The 23,342-nt window shown below is 72.1% G+C and carries 19 protein-coding genes; 15 read left to right on the top strand and 4 right to left on the bottom strand.

Annotated elements, in window-relative coordinates:
* Positions 1 to 186 precede the first annotated feature (186 nt).
* The gene (ccrA, locus tag KLO01_RS16750; protein ID WP_147067302.1) at positions 187 to 1,527 is read right to left on the bottom strand and encodes a crotonyl-CoA carboxylase/reductase; all 1,341 of its coding nucleotides are present in this window, start codon (positions 1,525 to 1,527) and stop codon (positions 187 to 189) included.
* 62 nt (positions 1,528 to 1,589) lie between these two features.
* Positions 1,590 to 2,042: a methylmalonyl-CoA epimerase gene (mce, locus tag KLO01_RS16755; protein ID WP_147067304.1), complete on the bottom strand. Its 453-nt coding sequence runs from the start codon at positions 2,040 to 2,042 to the stop codon at positions 1,590 to 1,592.
* 164 nt (positions 2,043 to 2,206) lie between these two features.
* Between mce and KLO01_RS16760 the strand changes: the two genes are divergently transcribed.
* From KLO01_RS16760 to KLO01_RS16790, 7 genes are all read left to right on the top strand, one after another.
* Positions 2,207 to 3,424, top strand: coding sequence for an acetyl-CoA C-acetyltransferase (locus KLO01_RS16760; protein WP_147067306.1), 1,218 nt, complete (start codon positions 2,207 to 2,209; stop codon positions 3,422 to 3,424).
* 35 nt (positions 3,425 to 3,459) lie between these two features.
* A complete protein-coding gene (gene meaB, locus KLO01_RS16765; RefSeq protein WP_147067349.1) occupies positions 3,460 to 4,443 on the top strand; it encodes a methylmalonyl Co-A mutase-associated GTPase MeaB in 984 nt (327 codons plus the stop codon).
* A gap of 10 nt (positions 4,444 to 4,453) precedes the next feature.
* The gene (locus KLO01_RS16770) at positions 4,454 to 6,142 is read left to right on the top strand and encodes an NAD(P)/FAD-dependent oxidoreductase (RefSeq protein ID WP_147067309.1); all 1,689 of its coding nucleotides are present in this window, start codon (positions 4,454 to 4,456) and stop codon (positions 6,140 to 6,142) included.
* Positions 6,143 to 6,184: 42 nt separating this feature from the next.
* Positions 6,185 to 6,496, top strand: a complete 312-nt coding sequence (locus KLO01_RS16775; protein ID WP_147067311.1) for a thiamine-binding protein — start codon at positions 6,185 to 6,187, stop codon at positions 6,494 to 6,496.
* Positions 6,497 to 6,628: 132 nt separating this feature from the next.
* Complete coding sequence (locus tag KLO01_RS16780; protein WP_147067313.1) at positions 6,629 to 9,781, top strand: FtsX-like permease family protein; 3,153 nt, start codon at positions 6,629 to 6,631, stop codon at positions 9,779 to 9,781.
* Positions 9,778 to 10,632: an ABC transporter ATP-binding protein gene (locus KLO01_RS16785; RefSeq protein WP_246136280.1), complete on the top strand. Its 855-nt coding sequence runs from the start codon at positions 9,778 to 9,780 to the stop codon at positions 10,630 to 10,632. The genes KLO01_RS16780 and KLO01_RS16785 overlap by 4 nt, the downstream gene beginning before the upstream one ends.
* A complete protein-coding gene (locus tag KLO01_RS16790; protein ID WP_147067317.1) occupies positions 10,616 to 11,398 on the top strand; it encodes an ABC transporter ATP-binding protein in 783 nt (260 codons plus the stop codon). The genes KLO01_RS16785 and KLO01_RS16790 overlap by 17 nt, the downstream gene beginning before the upstream one ends.
* A gap of 38 nt (positions 11,399 to 11,436) precedes the next feature.
* On the opposite strand, the gene KLO01_RS16795 is transcribed toward KLO01_RS16790, so the two are convergent.
* Together KLO01_RS16795 and KLO01_RS16800 are read right to left on the bottom strand one after the other, a co-directional pair.
* Complete coding sequence (locus KLO01_RS16795; protein ID WP_147067319.1) at positions 11,437 to 12,780, bottom strand: 6-phospho-beta-glucosidase; 1,344 nt, start codon at positions 12,778 to 12,780, stop codon at positions 11,437 to 11,439.
* Positions 12,777 to 13,535, bottom strand: a complete 759-nt coding sequence (locus tag KLO01_RS16800) for a DeoR/GlpR family DNA-binding transcription regulator (protein WP_147067351.1) — start codon at positions 13,533 to 13,535, stop codon at positions 12,777 to 12,779. Before KLO01_RS16800 ends, KLO01_RS16795 begins: the two co-directional genes overlap by 4 nt.
* 143 nt (positions 13,536 to 13,678) lie before the next feature.
* Between KLO01_RS16800 and KLO01_RS16805 the strand changes: the two genes are divergently transcribed.
* The 8 genes from KLO01_RS16805 (at position 13,679) to KLO01_RS16840 (ending at position 23,275) form a co-directional block, all read left to right on the top strand.
* A complete protein-coding gene (locus KLO01_RS16805; protein ID WP_246136281.1) occupies positions 13,679 to 14,878 on the top strand; it encodes a PfkB family carbohydrate kinase in 1,200 nt (399 codons plus the stop codon).
* Positions 14,875 to 16,236 (top strand): extracellular solute-binding protein, encoded by a 1,362-nt coding sequence (locus KLO01_RS16810; protein WP_147067322.1) that lies wholly within the window; start codon positions 14,875 to 14,877, stop codon positions 16,234 to 16,236. The genes KLO01_RS16805 and KLO01_RS16810 overlap by 4 nt, the downstream gene beginning before the upstream one ends.
* The gene (locus KLO01_RS16815; RefSeq protein ID WP_246136282.1) at positions 16,236 to 17,192 is read left to right on the top strand and encodes a carbohydrate ABC transporter permease; all 957 of its coding nucleotides are present in this window, start codon (positions 16,236 to 16,238) and stop codon (positions 17,190 to 17,192) included. The genes KLO01_RS16810 and KLO01_RS16815 overlap by 1 nt, the downstream gene beginning before the upstream one ends.
* On the top strand, positions 17,192 to 17,995 hold the full coding sequence (locus KLO01_RS16820; protein WP_147067325.1) for a carbohydrate ABC transporter permease: 804 nt from the start codon (positions 17,192 to 17,194) through the stop codon (positions 17,993 to 17,995). Before KLO01_RS16815 ends, KLO01_RS16820 begins: the two co-directional genes overlap by 1 nt.
* A 79-nt stretch (positions 17,996 to 18,074) precedes the next feature.
* On the top strand, positions 18,075 to 20,831 hold the full coding sequence (locus KLO01_RS16825) for a sugar-binding protein (RefSeq protein ID WP_147067327.1): 2,757 nt from the start codon (positions 18,075 to 18,077) through the stop codon (positions 20,829 to 20,831).
* A gap of 25 nt (positions 20,832 to 20,856) precedes the next feature.
* Positions 20,857 to 21,393, top strand: coding sequence for a MarR family winged helix-turn-helix transcriptional regulator (locus KLO01_RS16830; RefSeq protein ID WP_147067329.1), 537 nt, complete (start codon positions 20,857 to 20,859; stop codon positions 21,391 to 21,393).
* Positions 21,394 to 21,545: 152 nt separating this feature from the next.
* Positions 21,546 to 22,283 carry a hypothetical protein gene (locus tag KLO01_RS16835; RefSeq protein WP_147067331.1) on the top strand — a complete coding sequence of 246 codons (738 nt, stop codon included), beginning with the start codon at positions 21,546 to 21,548 and terminating at the stop codon, positions 22,281 to 22,283.
* Positions 22,280 to 23,275 carry a hypothetical protein gene (locus KLO01_RS16840; protein WP_147067333.1) on the top strand — a complete coding sequence of 332 codons (996 nt, stop codon included), beginning with the start codon at positions 22,280 to 22,282 and terminating at the stop codon, positions 23,273 to 23,275. The genes KLO01_RS16835 and KLO01_RS16840 overlap by 4 nt, the downstream gene beginning before the upstream one ends.
* Positions 23,276 to 23,342: the final 67 nt, after the last annotated feature.

Consider the following 23,342-nt stretch of genomic DNA (forward strand, 5'->3'; position numbering starts at 1 on the left):
GCTAGCGGCACGCCGGCCCCGGACGGAATGTCTTCTCCCGTCTCGTCGTCAGGCCGGCGTACCGACGCACGCCCCGAAAGGCGCCATGCGGCGCTCGACGTCACGCGTGAGTCGCGAGAAGGGCCGTGCGGCGCTCGACTCACGCCGAGCGCCGCATGGCATTGCCTCTTCCAGGTCTTGGTTTGGTCAGGCGTCGCGGAAGCGGTTGATCTCGGTCTCGTACTTGGCGCGCTTCTCGGGGTCGGTGATGCCGAGCCCGGCCTCGGGGGCGAGGGTGAGGACGCCGACCTTGCCCTGGTGGAGGTTGTGGTGGACGTCGAGGGCGGCCTGGCCGACCTCGTCCATCGTGTAGGTCTTCGACAGGGTGGGGTGGATGAGGCCCCGGTCGATGAGGGCGTTGGCCTCCCAGGCCTCGCGGTAGTTCGCGAAGTGCGAGGAGAGGATGTTCTTGAGGTTCATCCAGAGGTAGCGGTTGTCGTACTCGTGCATGTAGCCCGAGGTCGAGGCACAGGTGACGATGGTTCCGCCCTTGCGCGCGACGTAGACGCTGGCGCCGAAGGTCTCGCGGCCCGGGTGCTCGAAGACGATGTCGACGTCGTGGCCGCCGGTGAGCTCGCGGATCTTCTTGCCCAGGCGCTGCCACTCCTTGGGGTCCTGCGCGGTGTTCTCGTCGTTCCAGAAGCGGTAGCCCTCGGCGTTGCGGTCGATGATGAGCTCGGCGCCCATGGCGCGGCAGATCTCGGCCTTCTCGGGCGAGGAGACGACGCAGATGGGGGTGGCGCCGGCGGCGAGGGCCATCTGCGTGGCGTAGGAGCCGAGCCCGCCGGAGGCACCCCAGATGAGGACGCGGTCACCGAGCTTGAGGGCCGCACCGTTCTTGGAGATGAGCTGCCGGTATGCCGTGCTGTTCACCAGACCGGGGGAGGCCGCCTCCTCCCACGACAGGTGCGTGGGCTTGGGCATGAGCTGGTTGGCCTTGACGATGGCCAGCTCGGCGAGGCCGCCGAAGTTGGTCTCGAAGCCCCAGATGCGCTGCTGCGGGTCGAGCATCGTGTCGTTGTGGCCGTCGGCGTCCTCGAGCTCGACGCTGAGGCAGTGCGCGACGACCTCCTGGCCGGGCTTCCACTTGCCGACGCCGGGGCCGGTGCGCAGCACGACGCCCGCGAGGTCGGAGCCCACGACGTGGTAGGGCAGGTCGTGACGCTTGGCGTACTCGGAGGTGCGGCCGTAGCGCTCGAGGAACCCGAAGGTCGAGACCGGCTCGAAGATCGACGTCCACACGGTGTTGTAGTTGATCGCACTCGCCATGACGGCGACGAGGGCCTCGCCCGGCGCGAGCTCGGGGACCGGCACGTCGTCCACGTGGAGCGACTTGCGCGGGTCCTTGTCGCGGGACGCGAGCCCCTCGAACATGTCGACCTCGTCCTTGTGCACGGTCACCGCACGGTAGGTCTGCGGGATGGAGAGGTTCGCGTAGGTCTCCTCGGTGCGGTCCCCGCTGAGGATGGCGTCGCGGATCTGGTCCATGGGTCGTCGTGCTCCTTGGGTCGTGTGTGCGAAGGGCGGGTGGTGGGCGCTGGGACGGGCGGTCAGTGGGAGGTGGGGGCGGGCTCGACGAGCTCGACGAGGATGCCGCCGGCGTCCTTGGGGTGGATGAAGTTGACGCGGCTGTCGGAGGTGCCGCGCTTCGGCTCGTCGTAGAGCAGGCGCAGGCCGCGCTCACGCAGGGTCGCGCTCACGGCGTCGATGTCCTCGACGCGGTAGGCGACCTGCTGGACACCCGGGCCGGAGCGGTCGAGGAACTTCGCGATCGTCGAGTCGGGCGACAGCGGCGCGAGGAGCTGGACGTGCGAGCCGGACCCGCCGACCGCCATCATCGCCTCGCGGACGCCCTGCTCCTCGTTGACCTCCTCGTGGGCGAGGGTCATCCCGTAGGTGTCGCGGTAGAACGCGATCGCCTCGTCGAGGTCGACCACGGCGACACCGACGTGGTCGATCGCGGTGAACAGAGCAGGCACGGACCCGTCCGGAGCGGAATTCATGGGGCGAGCCTAGGGAGGCGAGCGCACGGCATACAGGTGTTGCGGGTGTGGTGATCGACACCTACGGGACATCGGTCACAGCGGGGGTGGGCGCCCTCCGTGGCAGGAACTAGCATCGGAACCGAACTGGGCGCCAGCCCGACACCGACGTTGGAGGACACGCAGTGAGCACCCCCTCGACCCCGAACACCGATCCCACCGTCATCGTCGCCGGGGCGCGGACCCCGATGGGACGCATGAGCGGCAGCCTCAAGGGCTTCAGTGGCTCCGACCTCGGCGGGTTCGCCATCAAGGGCGCCCTCGACAAGTCCGGGGTCAAGCCCGAGGACGTCGACTACGTCATCATGGGTCAGGTCCTCACGGCGGGCGAGGGACAGATCCCCGCACGCCAAGCGGCGGCCAAGGCCGGCATCCCGCTCTCGGTGCCCGCGCTCACCGTCAACAAGGTCTGCCTGTCGGGCCTCGACGCCATCGCGCTCGCCGACCAGCTCGTGCGCGCCGGTGAGTTCGACGTCGTCGTGGCCGGTGGCCAGGAGTCGATGACCAACGCGCCGCACCTGCTGCCCAAGAGCCGTGACGGCTACAAGTACGGCGACGTCACCCTCCAGGACTCGATGGCCTTCGACGGTCTCTACGACGTGCTCACCGACCAGGCCATGGGTGCGCTCACCGAGGCGCACAACGTCGACGCCAAGGCGTTCACCCGCGAGGAGCAGGACGCCTTCGCCGCGCGCAGCCACCAGAATGCCGCCAAGGCCTGGAAGGACGGCTTCTTTGACGACGAGGTCGTCCCCGTCTCCATCCCCCAGCGCAAGGGTGACCCCGTCGAGTTCAAGGAGGACGAGGGCATCCGCGCCGACACGACCGTCGAGTCGCTGTCGCGGCTGCGCCCCGCGTTCGCCAAGGACGGCACGATCACGGCCGGCTCGGCCTCCCAGATCTCCGACGGCGCCTGCGCCGTCGTCGTCATGAAGAAGTCGCGGGCCGAGGAGCTCGGCCTCACGTGGCTCGCCGAGATCGGCGCCCACGGCGTCGTCGCCGGGCCCGACTCGAGCCTGCAGAGCCAGCCGGCCAACGCCATCAAGAAGGCCTGCGACCGGGCGGGCATCGCACTCACGGACCTCGACGTCGTCGAGATCAACGAGGCCTTCTCGGCCGTGGGCCTCGCCTCGGCCAAGGAGCTCGGGCTCGACGCCGACAAGGTCAACCCCAACGGTGGCGCCATCGCCCTGGGCCACCCGCTCGGCATGTCCGGCGCCCGCGTCGTCCTCACGCTCGCCCTCGAGCTCAAGCGCCGCGGCGGTGGCACCGGAGCGGCCGCCCTGTGCGGTGGTGGCGGTCAGGGCGACGCCCTCATCCTCACCGTGCCCTCGGCCGGCTGACGGTCCCCGGACCAGCCGCACCCCGGGACGGCGTCATCGCGACGACACCCCGCACCGTCGACGTCCCCTCCCTCGTCTCCGACGCGAGGGAGGGGCGTTCGCGTGCGGTGGCCCGGCTCATCTCGCTCGTCGAGGACGGCCACCCCGCCCTGCCCGAGGTGATGGCGGCGCTCGCCCCGCACGGCGGCCACGCCCACGTCGTCGGTCTCACCGGGTCGCCCGGTGTCGGCAAGTCGACGACCACGGCGGCACTCATCACCGCGCTGCGGGCGCGCGACCAGCGTGTCGCGGTCCTCGCGGTCGACCCGTCGTCGCCCTTCTCCGGCGGAGCCCTCCTCGGTGACCGCATCCGGATGGAGCAACACGCGACCGACCCGGGCGTCTTCCTCCGCTCGGTCGCGTCCCGTGGTCACCTGGGCGGGCTGTCGTTCGCGACGCCCCAGGCGCTGCGCGTCCTCGACGCCGCCGGCTTCGACGTCGTCCTGCTCGAGACGGTCGGGGTGGGGCAGTCCGAGGTCGAGGTGGCCGCCCGCGCAGACACCACCGTCGTCATCGTCGCACCGGGCATGGGCGACGGCATCCAGGCCGCCAAGGCGGGGATCCTCGAGATCGGTGACGTCTTCGTCGTCAACAAGGCCGACCGCGACGGGGCCGACGACACGGTCCGCGACCTCCGGCACATGATCCAGCTCGGCAACCGCGAGCGCTCGGTCGACTGGCGGACCCCGGTGGTGAGGACCGTCGCGAGCCGGGCGGACGGCATACCGGATCTGCTCGAAGCGCTTGACGCGCACCGCAGCTGGCTCGAGGAGTCCGGCGCCCTCGAGGCGCGGCGCAGCCAGCGAGCACGGTCCGAGATCGAGGCCATCGCCCTGGCCGAGCTGCGTCGACGGCTCGGCGGAGAGGGCGGTCTCGTCTCGGACGAGCTCGCCTCGGCAGTCGCCTCCGGGAGGACCGACGTGTATGCCGCCGCGAGCCGGGTCGTCGGAGCGGTGACTGCACTGCCGTCGTCGCAGTAGCGTGATCCGGGTGACTCCACCCGGCACCCGTCCGACCCCCGTCATCCTCGTCCTCGGCGCCGAGTACAGGCAGGCCATGGTCGACGTCATGACCCAGCGCTACTCCTCCGACTACGAGATCGTCGCGCCGACCTCGATGGAGGAGGCGATCGAGGTCCTCACCGAGCTGAAATCGGGCCGCCGCCCGGTGGCGCTCGCGGCGTGCGAGTTCTTCGCCGGCGGCGAGAAGGCCACGCACCTGCTCGCGAAGTTCCAGAAGTTCATGCCGAGCGCCCGGCGGCTCGTCTACGTGCCGGTCGAGCGCTTCCGTGGCTCGGTCGAGGTGATGCGCGAGAGCCTCGCCGAGGGCCGGCTCGACCTCTATCTCATGCTGCCGCAGGGGGCCCGGGACGAGGAGTTCCACACGGCGATCTCCGAGACGCTCTCGGACTGGGCGCAGTCGGTGAGCTACTCGGAGATCGACGGCACCCGGATCATCGCGGACGGGCCGTCCCCGGACCTGACCCGGATCCGTGACTTCCTCGACCGGATGGGGCTGCCCAACACGGTGCACACGTCCGACAGCCCGGCCGGTGTCGCGGCCCTCGCCGCGGCCGGACCGGAGGCCTCGATGCCGCTGCTCCAGGCGCCGAACGACGACTACCTGCTGTCCAACCCGTCGAACGCCGACCTCGGTGCCGTGCTCTACGGCCGGCCCACCGACATCGGTGAGGACGCCATCTGCGACCTCGTCATCGTCGGTGCGGGACCCGCGGGTCTGGGCGCGGCGGTCTATGCGGCGTCGGAGGGGCTCGACACGCTCATCATTGACCAGGGTCCGATCGGCGGCCAGGCGGGGACGAGCTCGATGATCCGCAACTACCTGGGCTTCCCGCGCGGGATCTCCGGCATGCGGCTGGCCCAGCGGGCGCGCTCGCAGGCCGTGCGGTTCGGCGCACGCTTCCTCGCCGGGCAGGAGGTCACGGCGCTGCGGATCGGTGAGGGCCCCGACGGGTGCCACGTCGTCGAACTCGGGGGCGACAGCGTGCGCGGCCGCACCGTGCTCATCGCCACCGGTGTCGACTACCGGCGGCTCGGGGTCGACGCGCTGGAGGAGCTGCTCGGTCGTGGCGTCAACTACGGGGCGGCGGCGAGCACCTCGCGCGAGGTCAAGCACAAGCAGGTCTACGTCGTCGGCGGCGGCAACAGCGCCGGGCAGGCGGCGGTGCACCTCGCGCGCTTCGCCAGCCACGTGACGATCCTCGTGCGCCGGGAGGGTCTCGCCGCGACCATGTCGAGCTATCTCATCCGCGAGATCGAGGGGAACCCTCGCATCAGCGTGCGTCCACGCACGGTCGTCACCGACGGCGGTGGCGAGGGCCACCTCGAGTGGCTCACCCTGAGCGACGTCGGCACCGGCGCCGAGGAGCGGGTCGACGCCGCCGGGCTCTACCTCCTGCTGGGCGCCCAGCCGACCTGCCACTGGCTCCCGCCCGAGGTCGCCCGCGACGACCTCGGGTTCGTCCTCTCCGGCGCGGACACGCCGTGGCAGTCGTGGCAGGGGGGCCGGCCACCCGCGCCCTACGCGACCACCGTGCCGGGGGTCTTCGTCGCCGGCGACATCCGCTGCGGCTCGATGAAGCGGGTCGCCTCGGCGAGCGGCGAGGGCGCGGGCGTCGTCCCGCTCGTCCACGCGTTCCTGTCTCCCGAGGCGGTCTGAGCCGGACGCACACGACGGGGGCGGACGGCATACGGTGGGCCCATGCTCGTCGCCTTCTCCGTCTCCCCGTCCGTGTCCGACGACCAGGGCGGGGTGACCGGTCCCGTCGCCGAGGCCGTGCGCATCGTGCGCGAGAGCGGTCTGCCCCACCGCACCGACGCGATGTTCACGACGATCGAGGGGGAGTGGGACGAGTGCATGGCCGTGGTCAAGGCGTGCGTCGACGCGCTCGCCGCCCACGGCCCGCGCGTCGGGCTCGTGCTCAAGGCGGACATCCGGCCCGGCAGGACGGGCGAGCTCGAGGGCAAGCTCGAGCGGCTCGAGGCGACCATCGCGGAGCAGTCCCAGGGCTGAGCCCACCACGGGGTTGTGGCAAGAAGTTTCGAAACCGTCACGGTTGGTGGAAGTTCTGTCAGGTCGCCTCCGGCCGGTCTAGCGTGAGCGGGACCGCGACACGCCACACCTCACTCCGGGGGGACCAAACGCATGTGGAAGGCGATCCGCTACCGCGGTGGGCAGTCCCTCGTCCTCATCCTCATCTCGGCGCTCGTGGCGTCGTGTGCCGCCTTCGCACCGCTGTTCTCGCGCTCGATCGACCAGGCGCTCCTGCGTGCCACCCTCGGTCGCCTCGAGGCCGCCGACCTCAAGCTCGGCCTCCTCGCGACCCGCACCCAGGATCCCGAGCTGAGCGCGAGCACCGTCGAGCAGGAGATGCCGCGGACGCTCGACCAGTGGTACTACCCCGGTGTCTCGATGACGACGGCGAACACCGACGTCGTCCCCACCCGGGGCAAGAAGCCCTCGCCCGTGCGGCTCGTCGCCCGTGACGAGGTCTGCGACCACCTCACCCTGAGCGAGGGCGCCTGTCCCTCCGGTGAGGAGGACCTCCTCGTCTCCGCCGCCGACGCCAAGGTGTGGGGGTGGAAGCTCGGCACCGCGCTGGTGCTCAGCGACAACAACGGCGCGCCCAGGCCCTACGTCGTGTCGGGCATCTACACCGCGAAGCCCGACCCCGACTACTGGCTGCGCACCGAGCTCCAGGGCAAGTCCGGCAAGGTCGTCGACTACGGCGACCTCGTGCCGGCCATCGACGACTTCGTCGTGGCTCCCGCGGGGATCACGAAGGGGTGGCAGAACGCCCAGCTCTCGGTGGACTACCGCCTGCGGACCTCGCGGATCACCCTCGACTCGCTCTCGGCCGCGGGGACGGCCGTCGCAGGGCTGCGGCCCGCGAGCCTGGCCACCGTCGACAGCCCGTTGCCCAAGATCGCCCAGCAGGTCGCGGACGGCAAGGGTCTGGTGCGCCAGCTCGTCCCGCTGCTCATCGCCCAGCTCGTCGCCGTGGCGCTCGCCGTCCTCGTCCTCGTCGCCGGTGCGGCGGTGGCCCAGCGGCGCCCCGAGATCGCGGTCTCCCGACTCCGGGGGCGCAGCCGTGAGGCCAGCCGCAGGCTCGTCATCGCCGAGCTCGGGCTCACCGTCCTGCTCGGCCTGCCGCTCGGGGTCGCCATCGCGATCGGGCTCAGCGAGCTCGTGCGTCGCGTCGTCCTGCCGCCGGGGGTGCCGTTCGAGCTCGGCTGGCAGGTGCCGCTCGCGGCCGCCGTCGCCGGCCTCGCCTCGCTCGCGGTCGTGTATGCCGCCGCGCGGCCCGTCCTGCGTGAGCCGATCGCCTCGCTGCTGCGCAGCGTCCCGCCCGCCACGACGTCACGCAACCTGCGCGTCGGCGACGTCATCCTCGTCGTGCTGGCCGCGGTGGGGGTCATCGGCATCGTCACCGGCCAGATCACGGGGCCCATGGCGATCCTCACGCCGACGCTCCTCGCCCTCGCCGCCGGTGCGCTGCTCGGTGTCGTCGTCGTCCTGCTCGCGACCCGTCTGGGACGCCGCGCACTGGACGGCGGCAGGCTGGGCTCGGGACTGGCCGGGCTCGCGATCGCCCGGCGCCCCACGACCCGCCACGTGCTGCTCGTCGTCACGGCGGTCTCGGCGCTCGTCGTCTTCGCCGCCAACGCCGTCTCCGTCGCCGACCGCAACCGCGAGAACCGCGCGAAGGTGACCGTCGGTGCCTTCGCCGCCCTGCGCACGGGGTCCAAGGACCCGACCGCGGTGGCGCGGGTGGTCGACCAGCTGCCCGCGGGGCAGCGCGAGCACGCGATGCCGGTGGGCTTCGTGACGCAGCGCGACCCCGACTCGACGACGACCCTGGCGGCGCGTCCGGACCAGCTCCGAAGGATTGCCTGGGCGCCGCCGGCACAGGTGGGCCTCGACCTCAGGGCCCTCGCGCTGCCTGCCCAGGACCCGGTGCGCCTCGACGGCGACCGGCTCACGGCCAGGCTCGACTTCGACGTCACGCCGGTCGGCTTCGGCTTCGGCCCGGCCCCTGAGGGGGTCGACGCCAAGACGTGGGTGCCCGGGCCGGTCGACGCCGAGCCCCTGCGTGTGGGCATCACCGTGACGACACCGGCCGGCGAGGTCCTCACGCGCGACATCGCCACGCTCCCGTTCACGGGCAAGGGCACACGGGCGGTCAACGCCCCGGTCCTGTGCCCGACGGGCTGCCGGCTGCAGTCCGTCTGGGTCCAGGTCGCGCAGGGGCAGGCCCTCGAGGCGGTCCAGGGCTCCGTCGACCTGTCCGGGTTCGCGCTCGACGGCAAGCCGCTGGGCATCGACGACCTCTCCGGCTGGCTCAAGCCGCGTGGCGAGGCCGCGAACCTCAGCGGGGGAGGCGGGACCGTCATCGACCCGGCGACGGGCCTGCCCATGGAGCTCGCCGGCCCGGTCACCGACTCCATCTCGCTCGCCGCTGCTCCCCGCGGCGGTCTGCGACTGTCGTTCAGCAACACCGGCCGCAACGCCTCCGTGAGCCGGGCCGACGCACCCGAGGTCGTCCCCGCCGTGCTCTCGGGGCGCATCCCGTCGGGCGGGACGGCAGAGCGCTTCGACATCCAGAGCCTCGCCGGGCGCACGACTCCCGCGAGTGCCGAGCAGCGCGTGCCGGCGCTGCCCTTCGTGGGCAACCGTGGCGCCCTGGTCAACCTCGACCTCATGCTGCGCATCGGTGGCCGGCTGCCGACGACGGGCTCGATGGAGGTCTGGATCGACGAGGGCTTCCCGGGCGGGGTGGCCGGCGCCGAACGCGTGCTGCGGGACAAGGGGCTCGAGATCCTGTCGACGAGGTCGCTGCCCGAGAGCAAGCGGCTGCTCGACGAGTCCGCCACCGGGTGGGGCCTGCTGCTCGGCCTGTTCACCGCGCTGCTGTCGCTGCTCCTGGCCGCGGTCATGCTCGTCGTCGTCGCGATGACGACGGGTCGGGTCGTCACCCGCGACATCGCGGCGCTGCGCGTCGCAGGGGTGTCCGGACGGGACCTGCGACGGGCGACCGTGCGCGAGGCCGTCGTGCCGGTGGTCCTGGCCGCGCTCGTCGGTGCCGCCTGTGGTGTGACCGGCGCCGTCCTCGCCATGCCGCTCATCCCGCTCTTCGACACCCCGGCACCGGTGCCGGCGCTCGACCTCAGCCCGTCGTGGGTCGTCATGGCCGGGGCGTGGGTCGCCACCGCCCTCGTGCTCGCCGCCGTGGCGTCGGTGCTCGCGCTGAGGTCCTCGAGCCACGGTGACATCGACCGACTGAGGGAGGCGTGGTGACCGGGCTGCCCGTGCTGACCGCAGGTCTCGTGCACATCTATCGCGCCGAGCACCACGACGTCGCCGCCCTCGCCGGCGTGGACCTCTCGGTCCAGGCAGGCGAGATGCTCGCGCTGCTGGGCCCCTCGGGCGCGGGCAAGTCGACCCTCCTCACGCTCTTCGGCGGGCTGCTCCGTCCCAGCGCCGGCCGGATCCGGATCGGTGAGCACGAGCTGTCGCGGATGTCCGAGCCCGACCTCGACGCACTGCGCGGCCGCGAGGTGGGGATCGTCCTGCAGGGAGCCTCTCGCAACCTCATCCCGCACAAGACGATGCGCGAGAACATCACCTTCGTCCAGGGCTCGCGCCGCGCGAAGGACGCCGAGACCGTCCCCGTCGACGAGGTGCTCGAGCTGGTCCGCCTCACGGACCGTGCGGACCTGCCGCTGTCGTCGCTCACCCCCGGCGAGCTCCAGCGCGGGGCCCTCGCCGTGGCGGTGTCGACCCGGCCGGGACTCCTGCTCGGGGACGAGCCGACGAGCCAGCTCGACCACGAGGCGCGCGACCAGGTCCTGCAGACGCTCAGCGACATCAACGCGACGTGGGGCACGACCGTCATCGTCGTGACCCACGACCCCGAGGTCGCCGCCCGTATGCCGCGCACGGTCACCATCCGTGACGGCCGGGTCGGTGCGGAGGGGAGGCAGGGCGAGGAGTTCGCTGTCGTCTCGGCCGACGGCTCCGTGCCGCTGCCACCGCACGTGCTCGCCAGCCTCACACCGGGCACTCTGGTCCGGCTCGTGGAGTCGGAACAGGGATGGACGCTCGTCAAGGACGAGGTCGAGGAGGTGCCCGATGGGCAAGCACTCTGAGCGGCGGCCGCCGCTCCGGCTCCCGAACCGCGGTGGTCGTGGCGCGCCCGACGGCGCCCCTGACGGGCCGGGAGCGCGCGTCCCGGCCCCTGCTGGGACGGCGCCGGTCGGCGTCGAGGACCGCGCCGACGGGGCCGTGGTCGAGGTGCGGGGCGTGGGTGTCACCTACGGCGACGTCACGGCGCTGCGCGGTGTGTCACTCTCGGCTCGCCCCGGGCAGTTCGTCGCCGTGACCGGGCACTCCGGGGCGGGCAAGACGACCCTCATCAACGCCATCGCCGGAATCGTCCCGCTGGCAGCCGGAGAGGTCGACCTCGGCGAAGGGCCCTCGGCGAAGCGCGACCCGAGGGCCGTCGCGATCATCCCGCAGGGCAACGGGCTCGCGAGCGTGCTCACGGCATACGAGAACGTCCTGGCGCCGCTGCGCGCACGGGGACACAGCCCCGAGGACGCAGCCCAGCGCGCCACCGCGGCGCTCGCCGCGGTCGGCCTGGGGGAGTCGGGCACGCACCTCATCGAGGAGCTGAGCGGCGGCCAGCAGCAACGCGCCGCCGTGGCCCGCGGGCTGGCCATCGGCGCGACCGTGCTGCTCGCCGACGAGCCCACGAGCGAGCTCGACCACGACAACCGTGAGCGCGTCCTCGACCTCATGCGGGCACAGGCCGACGCGGGCGCGATCGTCATCATGGCGACGCACGACCCCGAGGCCGCGGCGCGAGCCGACTCGGTCATCGAGCTCGACGACGGCGAGGTCGTCGGGGCCTGACCCGCAGTGCCGGGGTCACGGCCGGGATCAGTGCCGGTTCAGGGCCGGCCGAGCAGCTCCGCGATGCCCGGGTGCGCGCGCCGGTAGCCCTCGAGCAGGGCGCGGGCGGTCGTCACCGAGTCGACGAGCGGGTGCAGGGCGAACGCCTTCAGCGCGGCCGCTTCGGAGCTGGTGGTCGCGGCCTCGATGACGAGGCGCTCGACGGCCTTGACCTCCTGCATGAGCCCGAGCATGTGGCCCTCGACCGGCGCGAGCCGTTGGGGAGTGGGCCCGTCGCGGTCCACGACGCACGGGATCTCGACGACGGCACCGTCCGGCATACCGGGCAGGGCTGCGTCGCCGCGGACGTTGAGGATCATCGAGGAGCGTTCGCCGCGGCTGATGGCGGCCATGATCGCGAGGGCGACGCCCTCGTAGCCACCACCGGAGACGTCCGCCTCGTCGCGCTGCTCGTCCTCGGCGCGCGCCTCCTTCATGTAGGTGGCGTCGCGCTCCTCGCGCACCCGGTGCCACTCCGCCGCGGCGTCGCCGGGAGCCGACTCGACCGAGGCGTAGAAGGCGTCCTGCTGCTCGCGCAGGAACTCGCCGCGCGTCTGGGGGGCGGCGAGGATCGAGGACCGGGCCTCACGGGCGAAGTAGTAGTAGTAGAGGTACTCGTTGGGGATGGCACCGAGGGCGGCCAGCCACTCGGGTCCGAAGAGTCGCCCCTCCTCGAGGGTCTCGAGGGCGACGGGGTCGGAGAGGAGGCGGGGGAGGTGGTCGACACCGTCGACGCGAAGCCCCCGGAGCCAGCCGAGGTGGTTGAGCCCGACGTAGTCGATCTCGGTCGCTGCCGGGTCGAGACCCAGGGCGCCGATGGCCCTGCGCGCCAAGGCGATCGGCGAGTCGCAGATCCCGATGACCCGGTCGCCGAGGACCGACTGCATCGCCTCCGTGACGATGCCGGCAGGGTTGGTGAAGTTGATGAACCACGCGTCCGGCGCGACCTCGCGGGTGCGGCGGGCGATGTCGAGAGCGACCGGGACGGTGCGCAGCGCATAGGCGAGCCCACCGGGACCAGTGGTCTCCTGGCCGAGGACCCCGAGATCGAGGGCGACCCGCTCGTCCCGCGTGCGCCCCTCGAGCCCCCCGACCCGGATGGCCGAGAAGACGAAGTCGGCGCCGCGCAGGGCGTCGTCGAGGTCGGTGGTCGTCGTGACCGTGGGGGCGTTCGCGTGACCCGAGCCGAGCTGGTCGAGGACGAGAGCCATCGCGGTGAGCCGGCGCTCGTCGCGGTCGTGCAGGACGACCTCGGTCACCCTTTGCCCGGACTCGTCGCGCAGCAGGGCGCCGTGCACCAGGGGCACACGGAAGCCACCACCGCCGAGGATCGTCAGCTTCACGCGATGTCCACCTCCACGCCGCGCTCGCGGCACTCGTCGAGAATGAGCTCGTCGGCGCCGTCGGTGGTGACGAGCACGTCGACCTGGTCCACCCGGCACACCCGCAGGGTTCCGGATCCGGGAATCTTGTGGCCGTCGGCGACGACGACGACCTCGCGGGCCGCTGCGATGAGCGCGCGCTTGACCGGCACCTCGACGAAGGTCGAGTCCATGACCTGGCCGCCGCTCGCGATGCCGCTCGTGCCGATGAACGCGCGGTCCACGCCGATCTGGTGGACGGCGTCCTCGGTGAGCACCCCGACGAGCGAGTGGTAGGACCGGCGCACCATGCCGCCGAGGAGGATCAGCTCGACCGCCTCGTCGTCCCGCAGCACGTCGAGCACGGCGAGGCTGTTGGTGACGACGGTGATCGCGCGGCCCCGCAGCTCCTGCGCGATGCGGGCCGTCGTCGTGCCGATGTCGAGGGCGACGACCTCGCCGTCACGGACCCGTCGGGCCGCGGCCACCGCGACCCGTGTCTTGGCCTCGGCGTCGGCCCGGGCGACGGCGTCGAAGGGGCGCAGCGTGTCGGGGTCGGACGCGGTGACGGCGGCGCCACCGTGGACGCGGGTCAGGACGCCGGCCCGGTCGAGCTGGTGCAGGTCGCGCCGGATGGTCGACGGGCTCACGTCGAGCGCGCTCGACAGCTCGTTGACGGACACGCTTCCGCCCTCGCGCACCCGAGCGAGGATCTCGCTCTGTCGCTGCACCTTCACGTCAGGCAAGGTACCAAGTGTGAGCATTTTCAGCCATGGGTGAGGGTGCATCCCCGCCGATGAGCACGAACCCGGGGGAGGAAACGCGCAAAAACGCGCACCCGGGTCTTGCAGTCCAGCCGCGGACGGGCCACGATGACGAGGTGCCGGTGGACCAGACGTATGACCCGCTCGCCTCGCTGAGGCGTGCCGACGACCCCGAGATCGACGTCTTCGTGCAGGGCACGGTGTTCCTCGACATCATCTTCACCGGGCTCCAGGCGATGCCCAAGAGCGGCACCGAGGTCTGGGCCGACGGCATGGGGTCCTGCCCGGGAGGCATCGCCAACCTCGGGGTGGCCGCCGCCCGGCTCGGCCTCCACACCTCGCTCGGCGCGGCCTTCGGCGACGACGACTACGGCGAGTTCTGCTGGCGCTCGCTCGAGGAGCAGGAGGGCATCGACCTCTCGCGCTCGCGCCGCTACCCGCACTGGCACACCCCGGTGACGGTCTCGGTCTCCGTGCACGGAGACCGGCGGATGATCACCCATGGCCACACCGCCCCCGAGTCGGCGACCGACATGATCGGGTCCGTCCCGCGGGCCCGCTCCGTGCTCCTCGACCTCGACGCCGAGCGCCCCCTGGGTCAGGGCCATCCCGAGCGTGAGTGGGCCGACCGCGCCGCCGCCGGTGGCGCGCTGCTCTTCGCCGACGTCGGTTGGGACCCCTCGGGCGAGTGGTCACCGGACGTCCTGGCCCAGCTCGAGGAGTGCCACGCCTTCATGCCCAACGCCGTCGAGGCGATGGCCTACACCCGCACCGACTCCGCGCACGACGCGCTCTACGCCCTCGCCGACCTCGTGCCGCTCGCCGTCGTCACCAACGGCCGGGACGGCGCCGTGGCCATCGACTCCGGCACCGGCGAGGAGGCCGTGGTGCCGGCGCTGCGGGTCGAGGCGATCGACCCCACCGGCGCGGGCGACGTCTTCGACGCCGGGATGCTCGTCGGGACCCTGGCTGGGTGGCCGCTGCTGGACCGGATGAACTTCGCCACCCTCTGCTCCAGCCTCGCGGTGCAGGAGTTCGGCGGCTCGCTCGCCGCACCCGGCTGGGGCGACATCGCCGACTGGTGGCAGCGTGTGCGTCGCCAGCCGACGTCGAACGCCGCCGCCCGCTCGGTGCAGCGCCGCTTCGCCTTCCTCGACGACCTCGTGGCCGACGTGCCGGTGGGCGCCGTGCGCCGCGCCGCCGCCACGATCGCCAAGCTGTCCGACGCCCAGGCAGCCGGCTCCGACGCGGGGCCGCCGACGACCTCCCCTCCCGCAGCTCCCGTCACCACACCGCTTCCCAAGGAGACACCATGAACCGCACCCGCACCACGCTGGTCGCACTCGTCGCCGGCGCGGGGCTCGCGCTGAGTGCGTGCGCCCCCGGTGGGTCCGACGGTGGCTCGGACGACGCATCGTCGCCCTCGCCCAACGCCGTCAAGACCGACGCCGCCTCGCTCGGTGACGTCACCCTCACCGTCTGGGACCAGGAGGTGCGCGGTGGCCAGGAGAAGCAGATGTCCACCCTCAACGCCGAGTTCCAGAAGAAGTACCCCAACATCAAGATCAAGAGGGTCTCCCGCTCGTTCGACGACCTCGTCAAGACGCTGCGCCTCGCCCTCACCGGTGCCGACGCGCCGGACGTGGTGCAGGCCAACAACACCCGCTCGCAGATGGGGGAGTTCGTCAAGGCCGGGCAGCTCGTCAACCTCGATCCCTACGCCACGGCATACGGCTGGGACAAGCGCTACCCGCAGTCGGTGCGCAACGTCGCCTCGTACTCGACCGACGGCAAGACCTTCGGTTCCGGGTCGCTCTACGGCATGCCGCAGGTCGGTGAGGTCGTCGGCATCTTCTACAACGACGCCAAGCTCAAGACCCTCGGCATCAACCCTCCCAAGACGTGGGCCGAGTTCGACGCGGCGCTCGCGACGGCCAAGACCAAGGGCGAGGCCCCGCTCGTCCTCGGCAACCTCGAGAAGTGGCCCGCCGGGCACGTGTTCGGCGTCGTCCAGGGCCGCTTCACCAAGGCCGAGGACATCCGCAAGCTCGGCTTCGGCCAGACCGGCGGCAACTGGGTCACGCCCGAGAACACCAAGGCCGCGCAGACCTTGGTGGACTGGGTCGACAAGGGCTACTTCAACGCCGGCTTCAACGGCCAGGACTACGACCCCGCGTGGCAGGGCTTCACCAAGGGCAAGGGTCTGTTCCTCATCGCCGGCTCGTGGCTCCAGGCCGACCTCTCGGCCGCGATGAAGACCGACGTGAAGTTCATGCTCCCGCCGGCCCCCGAGGCGGGCGGCACGCCCGTCACGACCGGTGGCTCGGGTCTGCCCTTCGCGATCACGCAGAAGGCCAAGAACAAGGACGCGGCCGCGGCATACGTCAACTTCATCACGAGCCCGGAGGCCATGAAGGTCCTCGCCGACAACGGCAACCTGCCGGTCGTCGAGACGGCCGAGCAGAAGGCGCCCGACGCCCTCGGGACCGACGTCTTCGCGGCGTTCGGGACCGTGTCGAAGGACGACGGCCTCGTGCCCTACCTCGACTGGGCGACGCCGACGATGGGTGACACCCTCGGCGCGACGCTCCAGGACCTCCTCGCCAAGAAGGCGACACCCGAGAAGGCCCTCGAGGCGCTACAGAAGGACTACGGCGACTTCACCGGCAAGTGATGGCGGTCCGCACCCGCCCGCCGAGCGAGCGCCCGACCCGCACCCGCCCGCCGAGCGAACGCGCGTCCCGTGCGCGCTCGCTCGGCCCGCCGGGGGAGCCGCGTCGGATCGGCTACCTCTACGTCCTCCCGGCGTTCCTCGTGTATGCCGTGTTCGCCCTCTACCCGCTGCTGCGGGCCGTCCACCTCTCGCTCTTCGAGTGGGACGGGCTCACGGTCGGCACGTGGGCCGGGCTCTCGAACTACCAGGAGGTGCTCTCCGACGAGCGGCTCCGCGCGTCGTTCGGGCACGCGCTCGTCCTCATGGGGTTCTTCGCGCTCGTACCGCTCGTCGTCGGGCTCGTCCTCGCGTCGGTGCTGCACCGGGCGAGCGTGCGCGGGCTCGGGTTCTTCCGGACCGTCGTCTTCCTGCCCCAGGTCGTCGCCATGGTCGTCATCGCCGTCGCGTGGCGCCGGATCTATGCCCCCGACGGGACGATCAACTCGGTGCTCACCGCGATCGGGCTCGAGTCGTGGACGCGGGGCTGGCTGGGGGAGTACGCCTTCGCGCTGCCCGCCGTCGGCCTCATCGGGACGTGGTTCGAGAGCGGGCTCGTCACCGTGCTGCTCCTCGCGGGGATGGGCCGGATCCCGCGCGACCTCTACGAGGCTGCCCGGCTCGACGGGGCCGGTGCGTTCCGCGAGTTCTTCGCCGTGACGCTGCCGTCGGTGCGCGGTGAGATCGCTGTCGCGCTCACGCTCACCGTCATCGCGGCGCTCAAGACGTTCGACCTCATCTACATGACGACGTCCGGCGGGCCCGGCCACCAGACGACGGTGCCGAGCTACGAGGTCTACCGGCAGGCCTTCGAGATCGGGCAGGTCGGGCTCGCCTGCACCATCGGTGTCTGCCTCACGGTCGTCATCTTCGCGATCAGCTTCGTCATCACCCGCGTCGGCGACAGGGTGGCCGACTGATGCGCGTCTCGACGTCCGAGCGAACGATGAACTACGTCATCCTCGTGGCCTTCGCGGTCTTCGCGACCTACCCGGTGCTGAGCATCGTCGTCGCCGGCCTCCAGCCCGACGCCGAGGCGCAGGGCGGTCTGGGCAACCTCGCCCAGGCGTGGGAGATCGGGCGGTTCGGCAGCTACCTGCGTACGAGCCTGCTCGTGTCGACGTTCGTCGTCGCGGTGAGCACGGTGCTGTCGGTGCTCGCGGGCTTCGCCCTCGGCACGATGCGGTTCCGCGGCGCCGACGCGCTGTTCTACCTCATGCTCATCGGCATCATGATGCCCGCCGAGGCGATCGTCGTGCCGCTCTTCTTCGACCTGCGCTCGGTCGGTCTCACCGACACGTTCTGGGCGATCGCGCTGCCGCAGGTGGCGCAGTCCGTGGCCTTCGGGACGTTCTGGCTGAGGGCGGCGTTCCGGTCGAGCTCGCGCTCGATCGTCGAGGCCGCGCGCCTCGACGGCGCCTCGACGAGCCGCATCCTCTGGCAGGTGCTCGTGCCGCTGGCGCGTCCGGCCATCGTCACGCTCGTCGTGCTCACCTTCATGTGGACCTGGAACGAGTTCCTCATCCCGCTCGTCATGGTGCCCACCAACGAGGCCCTGCGCACCGCGCCCCTGGGGCTCGGCTTCTTCTCCGGCCAGTACACCCAGGGCTACGCCCTGCTCGCCGCCGGGGCGACGATCGTGGCGCTGCCCGTCGTCATCGTCTACCTCTTCCTGCAACGGCACTTCATCGCCGGGATGCTCGAGGGGGCGGTCAAGGACTGACACCTGTCGTCGCCCCCACAGCGCTCGCGAGGACGACGTCTCCTGCACGACTCGCGGGCGCACCGGATGGGGAGAACACATGTCACTCGTTCCACGAACCCGTGGGGCCGCGGCCCTCGCGGTCGCCACAGCCCTCGCACTGCCGGCCGGCGCCTTCGTCGCGTCACCGGCCGCCGCGACGCCACGACCTCCCGATGCCACGACGTCGGCCGGTCCACCCGCCGACCTCGACGCGATGTTCGTGGGCGCGCACCCGGACGACGAGGCCGGCACCCTCTCGACGTTCGGGCAGTGGGGCGCCGACCACGAGGTGTCGACCGGCGTCATCACGATCACCCGCGGTGAGGGTGGTGGCAACGCCGTCGGACCCGAGGAGGGACCGGCGCTCGGCCTCATCCGCGAGCGCGAGGAGCGCAGCGCCGTCGCGAAGGCCGGCATCACCGACGTCTACAACCTCGACGAGGTCGACTTCTACTACACCGTGAGCGAGCCGCTCACCGCACAGGTCTGGGACCACGACGAGACCCTGGCCAAGACGGTGCGCATCCTGCGCCAGACCCGGCCCGAGGTCCTCGTCACGATGAACCCGGCGCCGTCGCCGGGCCAGCACGGCAACCACCAGGAGGCCGCGCGCATCGCGATCGAGGCCTACTACGCCGCCGGCGACCCGACGCGGTTCCCGGAGCAGATCACGAAGGAGGGGCTCAAGCCCTTCTCGCCCGACCGGATCCTCATGAGGGCGGCCAACGGCACCGGGGCCAACGGGCCGGGCTGCGCCAGGGCGTTCGTCCCCGCGGACCCGAGCCAGACGGTCTACGGAGTCTGGGGCGGGACACCGGCACCCGGTGGTCGCACCTGGGCCGCCGTGGAGCGGGACGCCCAGCGCGTCTACGCGTCGCAGGGCTGGGCGGGCTTCCCGGACGTCTCGACCGACCCGGCACAGCTCGGCTGCGACTACCTCACCCTCGTCGACTCCCGGACCCCGCTGCCGCAGTGGGGGACCGACGGGGCCTACACCAACCACGCACCCCTCGACGGCTCGCTCGTCGCCCTGCCCGGTGGGCTCCCGCTCGGCAGCGGCATGACCGTCGACGCCGACCGCTACCGCGTGCTGCCCGGCGTCCCCTTCACCGTGACCGTCGGCGTGACCGCACCCCGGTCCAGCGCCCTCAAGCAGGCCCGGGCCCGGCTCGAGGTCCCGGCCGGCTGGACCGTCACCGGCTCCGGTCAGCTCGGCTCACCCCGGCCCGGCCGCAGCGAGACGACGCGGTTCACGGTGACCCCCGCAGCAGGCGCGGCCATCGGCACCCAGACCCGCGTCAAGGCGTTCGTCTCGACGGCGTCGGGCACCGGCTACCAGGACGAGCCCGTGCTCGTCAGCGCCCCCGTGACCGCCACCCAGCAGCTGCTGCCGCAGGTCGCGCAGTTCCGGCAGTGGACCGACGAGGTCGGCGCCGAGGCGCTCGCGGACATCGTGCGTCCGGTCCTCACCCTGCCGTCCGGCGGCAGCCGACCCGTCGGCGTCACCGTCACCAACCACAGCGCGACTGTCCAGTCGGGCACGGTGACCCCACGCCCACCGGCGGGCTTCACGATGACCCCGGCGTCCGCGGCATACACCGGTCTTGCTCCAGGAGCCACGACGACGGTGGGCTTCACCGCGACGAACACCGACACCTCGCTCAAGACCTCGGTCGAGGGCGGCGCGGCGGGTGACTACCTCTACCCGATCGAGACCACGAGCAACGGCGCCACCGGCACGACGCAGCAGGCGTTCGAGCTCGTGCCGACCGCCAGGGTCCCGCAGGCGGCCACCGCACCGACGGTGGACGGTGTCGTCTCGCCGGGGGAGTATGCCGGTCCCGTCCTCGACGTGGGACGTCGCTGGGAGGGCGAGGCCTGCACCTCGGCCACCGACTGCTCGGCCACCGCGCAGGTGACCTGGCGCGACGACACGCTCTTCGTGGCCGTGACCGTCAAGGACGACGTCAAGGGCACGCCGCTCGCGGCCAGCGACTGCAAGCGGCACTGGCGCACGGACTCGGTCGAGATCGCGATCGACCCGCGTGGCACGTCCGAGAACACGTCGACGACGTTCAAGGCGGCGATCCTGCCGTGGACCGCGGAGGGCGGCCCCTGCTACCTGCGGGACGCCGACGCCCACCAGGGTGACGGGCCCACGACGGCGCCCGGCATGAAGGTCGCCTCGAAGGTCACCAAGCCCTACACCGGCTACGTCGTCGAGACCTCGATCCCGATGTCGCTCCTGCCGAGCGCGGTCGACCCGGCCCACATGGGGCTCAACGTCCTGCCCTACGACTCCGACACCCAGGACCGGACCGGGCAGACCCGGATCGGCTGGTCGGTGTGGGGCGGCGTGCAGGGTGACCCCTACCGGTGGGGCGACGTGCGGCTCGAGGGCTACGTGCCGCCGGCCGGTCGCCCGACGACGCCGAGCGCGCCGGTCATCCCGACCGAGGCGCTGCAGTCGGTCGACTCGCCACAGTCGGTCGAGCAGGCGGTGAGGACCAACGTCGCGCTCGCGGGCCGGCCGTCCTCGTCCGCGCGCGAGGCCGCGTGGGTGGACAAGGCCAAGGTGCGCGGCGACCGCGTCGAGCTCCGGCTGCGCGTCCGCCACCCGGGCACGGCGCACATCGTCGTGCGCGACGCGGCCGGCATCGCCGGACGCCTCGTCACACCGGTCTCCCGGTCACGCTCCGGGCTCGTCGTCGTGAGCGTCCCGCTCACCCGGGCGCTCGGCTCCGGTGCGTCGGTCTCGGTCGGCTGGGACGACGGGGCAGGAGGGACGTTCTCGTCGGTGGCGACACCGAAGTGAGGTGACGGGCGGCTAGCGTGCTCCTGTGCCCAAGGACCTCAGGCTGCCCTTCGACCCCATCGCCCGCGCCGGTGCCCTCTGGCGCGCGCGGTGGGGCGAGGGGAGCCGCTCCCGCCCCATGGTCACGGCGACGTCGATCATGCGGGTGCAGCAGCTGCTCATCACCGAGTTCGACGCCATCGCGGGCCGGCACGGGCTGACGTTCGCGCGCTACGAGGCCCTCGTCCTGCTCGCGTTCAGCCGCGAGGGCCGGCTGTCCATGGGCCGCATCGGGGAGCGCCTCATGGTGCACCCGACGAGCGCGACCAACATCGTCCAGCGCCTCGTCGCCCAAGGCTTCGTCGACCGCGTGCCAAACCCGCAGGACCGGCGCGGCGCGATCGCTGTGATCACCGACACCGGACGGGTCGCGATGGAGGCCACGACCGCCGACCTCGAGGCGGCGGAGTTCGGCCTCGGGATGCTCTCGGCGCACGAGCAGGACCAGGTGTTCTCGCTGCTCAGGGGAGTGCGGGTGGCGGCCGGCGACTTCGTCGAGCCGGCCGACGGCGTCGACACCTGACCGGGCGGGCCACCCTCCCCGGGCCCGCGCGACGGGGCGCCTGGACGGCGACGCGATTTGGCTCGCGAGCCCACCTTTGTCATGGTTGAGGGAAGTCCGTAACCGAAATGAGACATTTCGGCTCGCCCCTGATCCAAACCAAAGGACCTCGCATGCCCACGCTCGCCAAGCGGGTCGTCGGTGGCATCCTCGCCCTCCTGGGCCTGGTGCTGACCGTCGTCGGCCTCTGGTACGCCGTCCACCTCGGTGGTGGCGGAACCGCGACCTTCAGCTCGAAGGCCACCGGCACCAACCCGGTGCTCGTGCCCCAGACCGTCCTCAACCGGGTCGACGGCGTCGTCAAGGTCACCGCGACCCCGCGCAGCGGCGGCACCGCCTGGCTCGCCGCGGCCGCGCCGTCTGACGCCAAGGCCGTGCTCGGCTCGACCGCGCACACCACTGTCACCGGCGTGAGCACCCAGCCGTGGCAGCTCGAGACCAGCACGACCGGCAGCGGCCAGGCCCCTGAGCTCGCCGCCACCGACGTGTGGCGCAACACCGAGACCGGCAACGGCGCGGTGACGATGACGATCGAGCAGGCCAACGCGCCCGAGACCGTCATCGCCCAGGCGACCAAGGGCCAGCTCGACCGGGTCGAGGTGACCTGGGAGCACAAGTCCTGGTTCGTCCAGTCGGTCATCGCCGCGCTCGTCGGCCTCTTCCTGCTCCTCGCCGGCGCGAGCCTGCTGTGGACCTCGCGTCCCGGCCGCCCCGCGACCGCGACCGGGCCCGACACCGCGCCCGCGACCGGGCCCGACACCGCGCCCGAGACCGGAACCGGGACCGCTCCCGAGAGCGAGACCGGGACCACGGCAACCCTCCCCGCGACGTCCAAGGAGGAGCCCGCATGAACCGCCGCACCCTCAGCACGTCCTTCGTCGCCCTCGTCTCCGCCGCCGCCCTCACCGGGTGCGGCGTCGGTGAGGCCGTCGTCGGCGTCCACGATGCCCCCGCCGAGCGGACCGACACGGCCCCGCTCAACGTCGACGGCGCCGAGAACGTCGCCGGTCGGGTCCTCGACGCCGCCGTGGCCGCCCGCGCCGCCACAGGCGCCGGGGCCGCCAAGGCCCAGGCCGCCGTGCTCGCCGACGCCGCGCTCGCCCAGGCGCAGGCCGCCACCAGGCTCGGCACCGTCGCCGCGTCCGACCCGCTGCAGGCCAAGAGCGACCCGCAGGTCGTCGCCGTCTCGCGCGGCAAGCAGTGGCCGCGCGCCATCCTCGTCGGCACGCTCGACGAGGCGAGCAAGACGCAGACGCTGCACGTGCTCATGTCCAAGGCCGCCTCGGACCCGTTCAAGATCTATGCGTCCGTCCCGATGCTTCCCGGCACGAGCGTGCCCGCCATGGGCGACCTCGCCACCGGCGCACCGCTCGTCACGCCCACCGACAAGGGCGGCGCGACGCTCGCTCCCAGCGAGGCACTGGCCGCGTATGCCGGTGCGCTGGCCTACCCGAAGCCCGTCGCCACCAAGGCGGTCGAGACCAAGGACGCCTACGCGACCGCGCTGCGGACCTCGGCCGCGGCCCAGGTGAAGTCGCTCGGCACGCTCGCCTACTTCAGCCAGGCGCACATCCCGTCCGCGAAGTTCACCATCGCCTTCCGCCTCGCCGACGGCGGCACCGTGACCTTCGGCCAGCTCGCCCGTCGCGACGTCATCTCGACGAGCCGCGCCGCCAAGGAGCTCGTCATCCCGGGCACCTACAGCAAGCTCGTGGGCAGGACGAAGGCGAGCAAGAGCCTCACCATCACCAGCCTCGAGAACGTCGTCATGGTCGTGCCCGCCAAGGGTGCCGCCACGACGGTCGGTGCCGACGAGCAGATGGTCTCCGCCACGGCGGAGTGACTCGCACCGCCTGAAACGACCCGACCCTGCGCCCCGGGCGCGGGGTCGGGTCGTGCTTTGAGACAAT

The organism is Knoellia locipacati (assembly GCF_007992835.1).
In the GTDB taxonomy this organism is placed as follows: domain Bacteria; phylum Actinomycetota; class Actinomycetes; order Actinomycetales; family Dermatophilaceae; genus Knoellia; species Knoellia locipacati.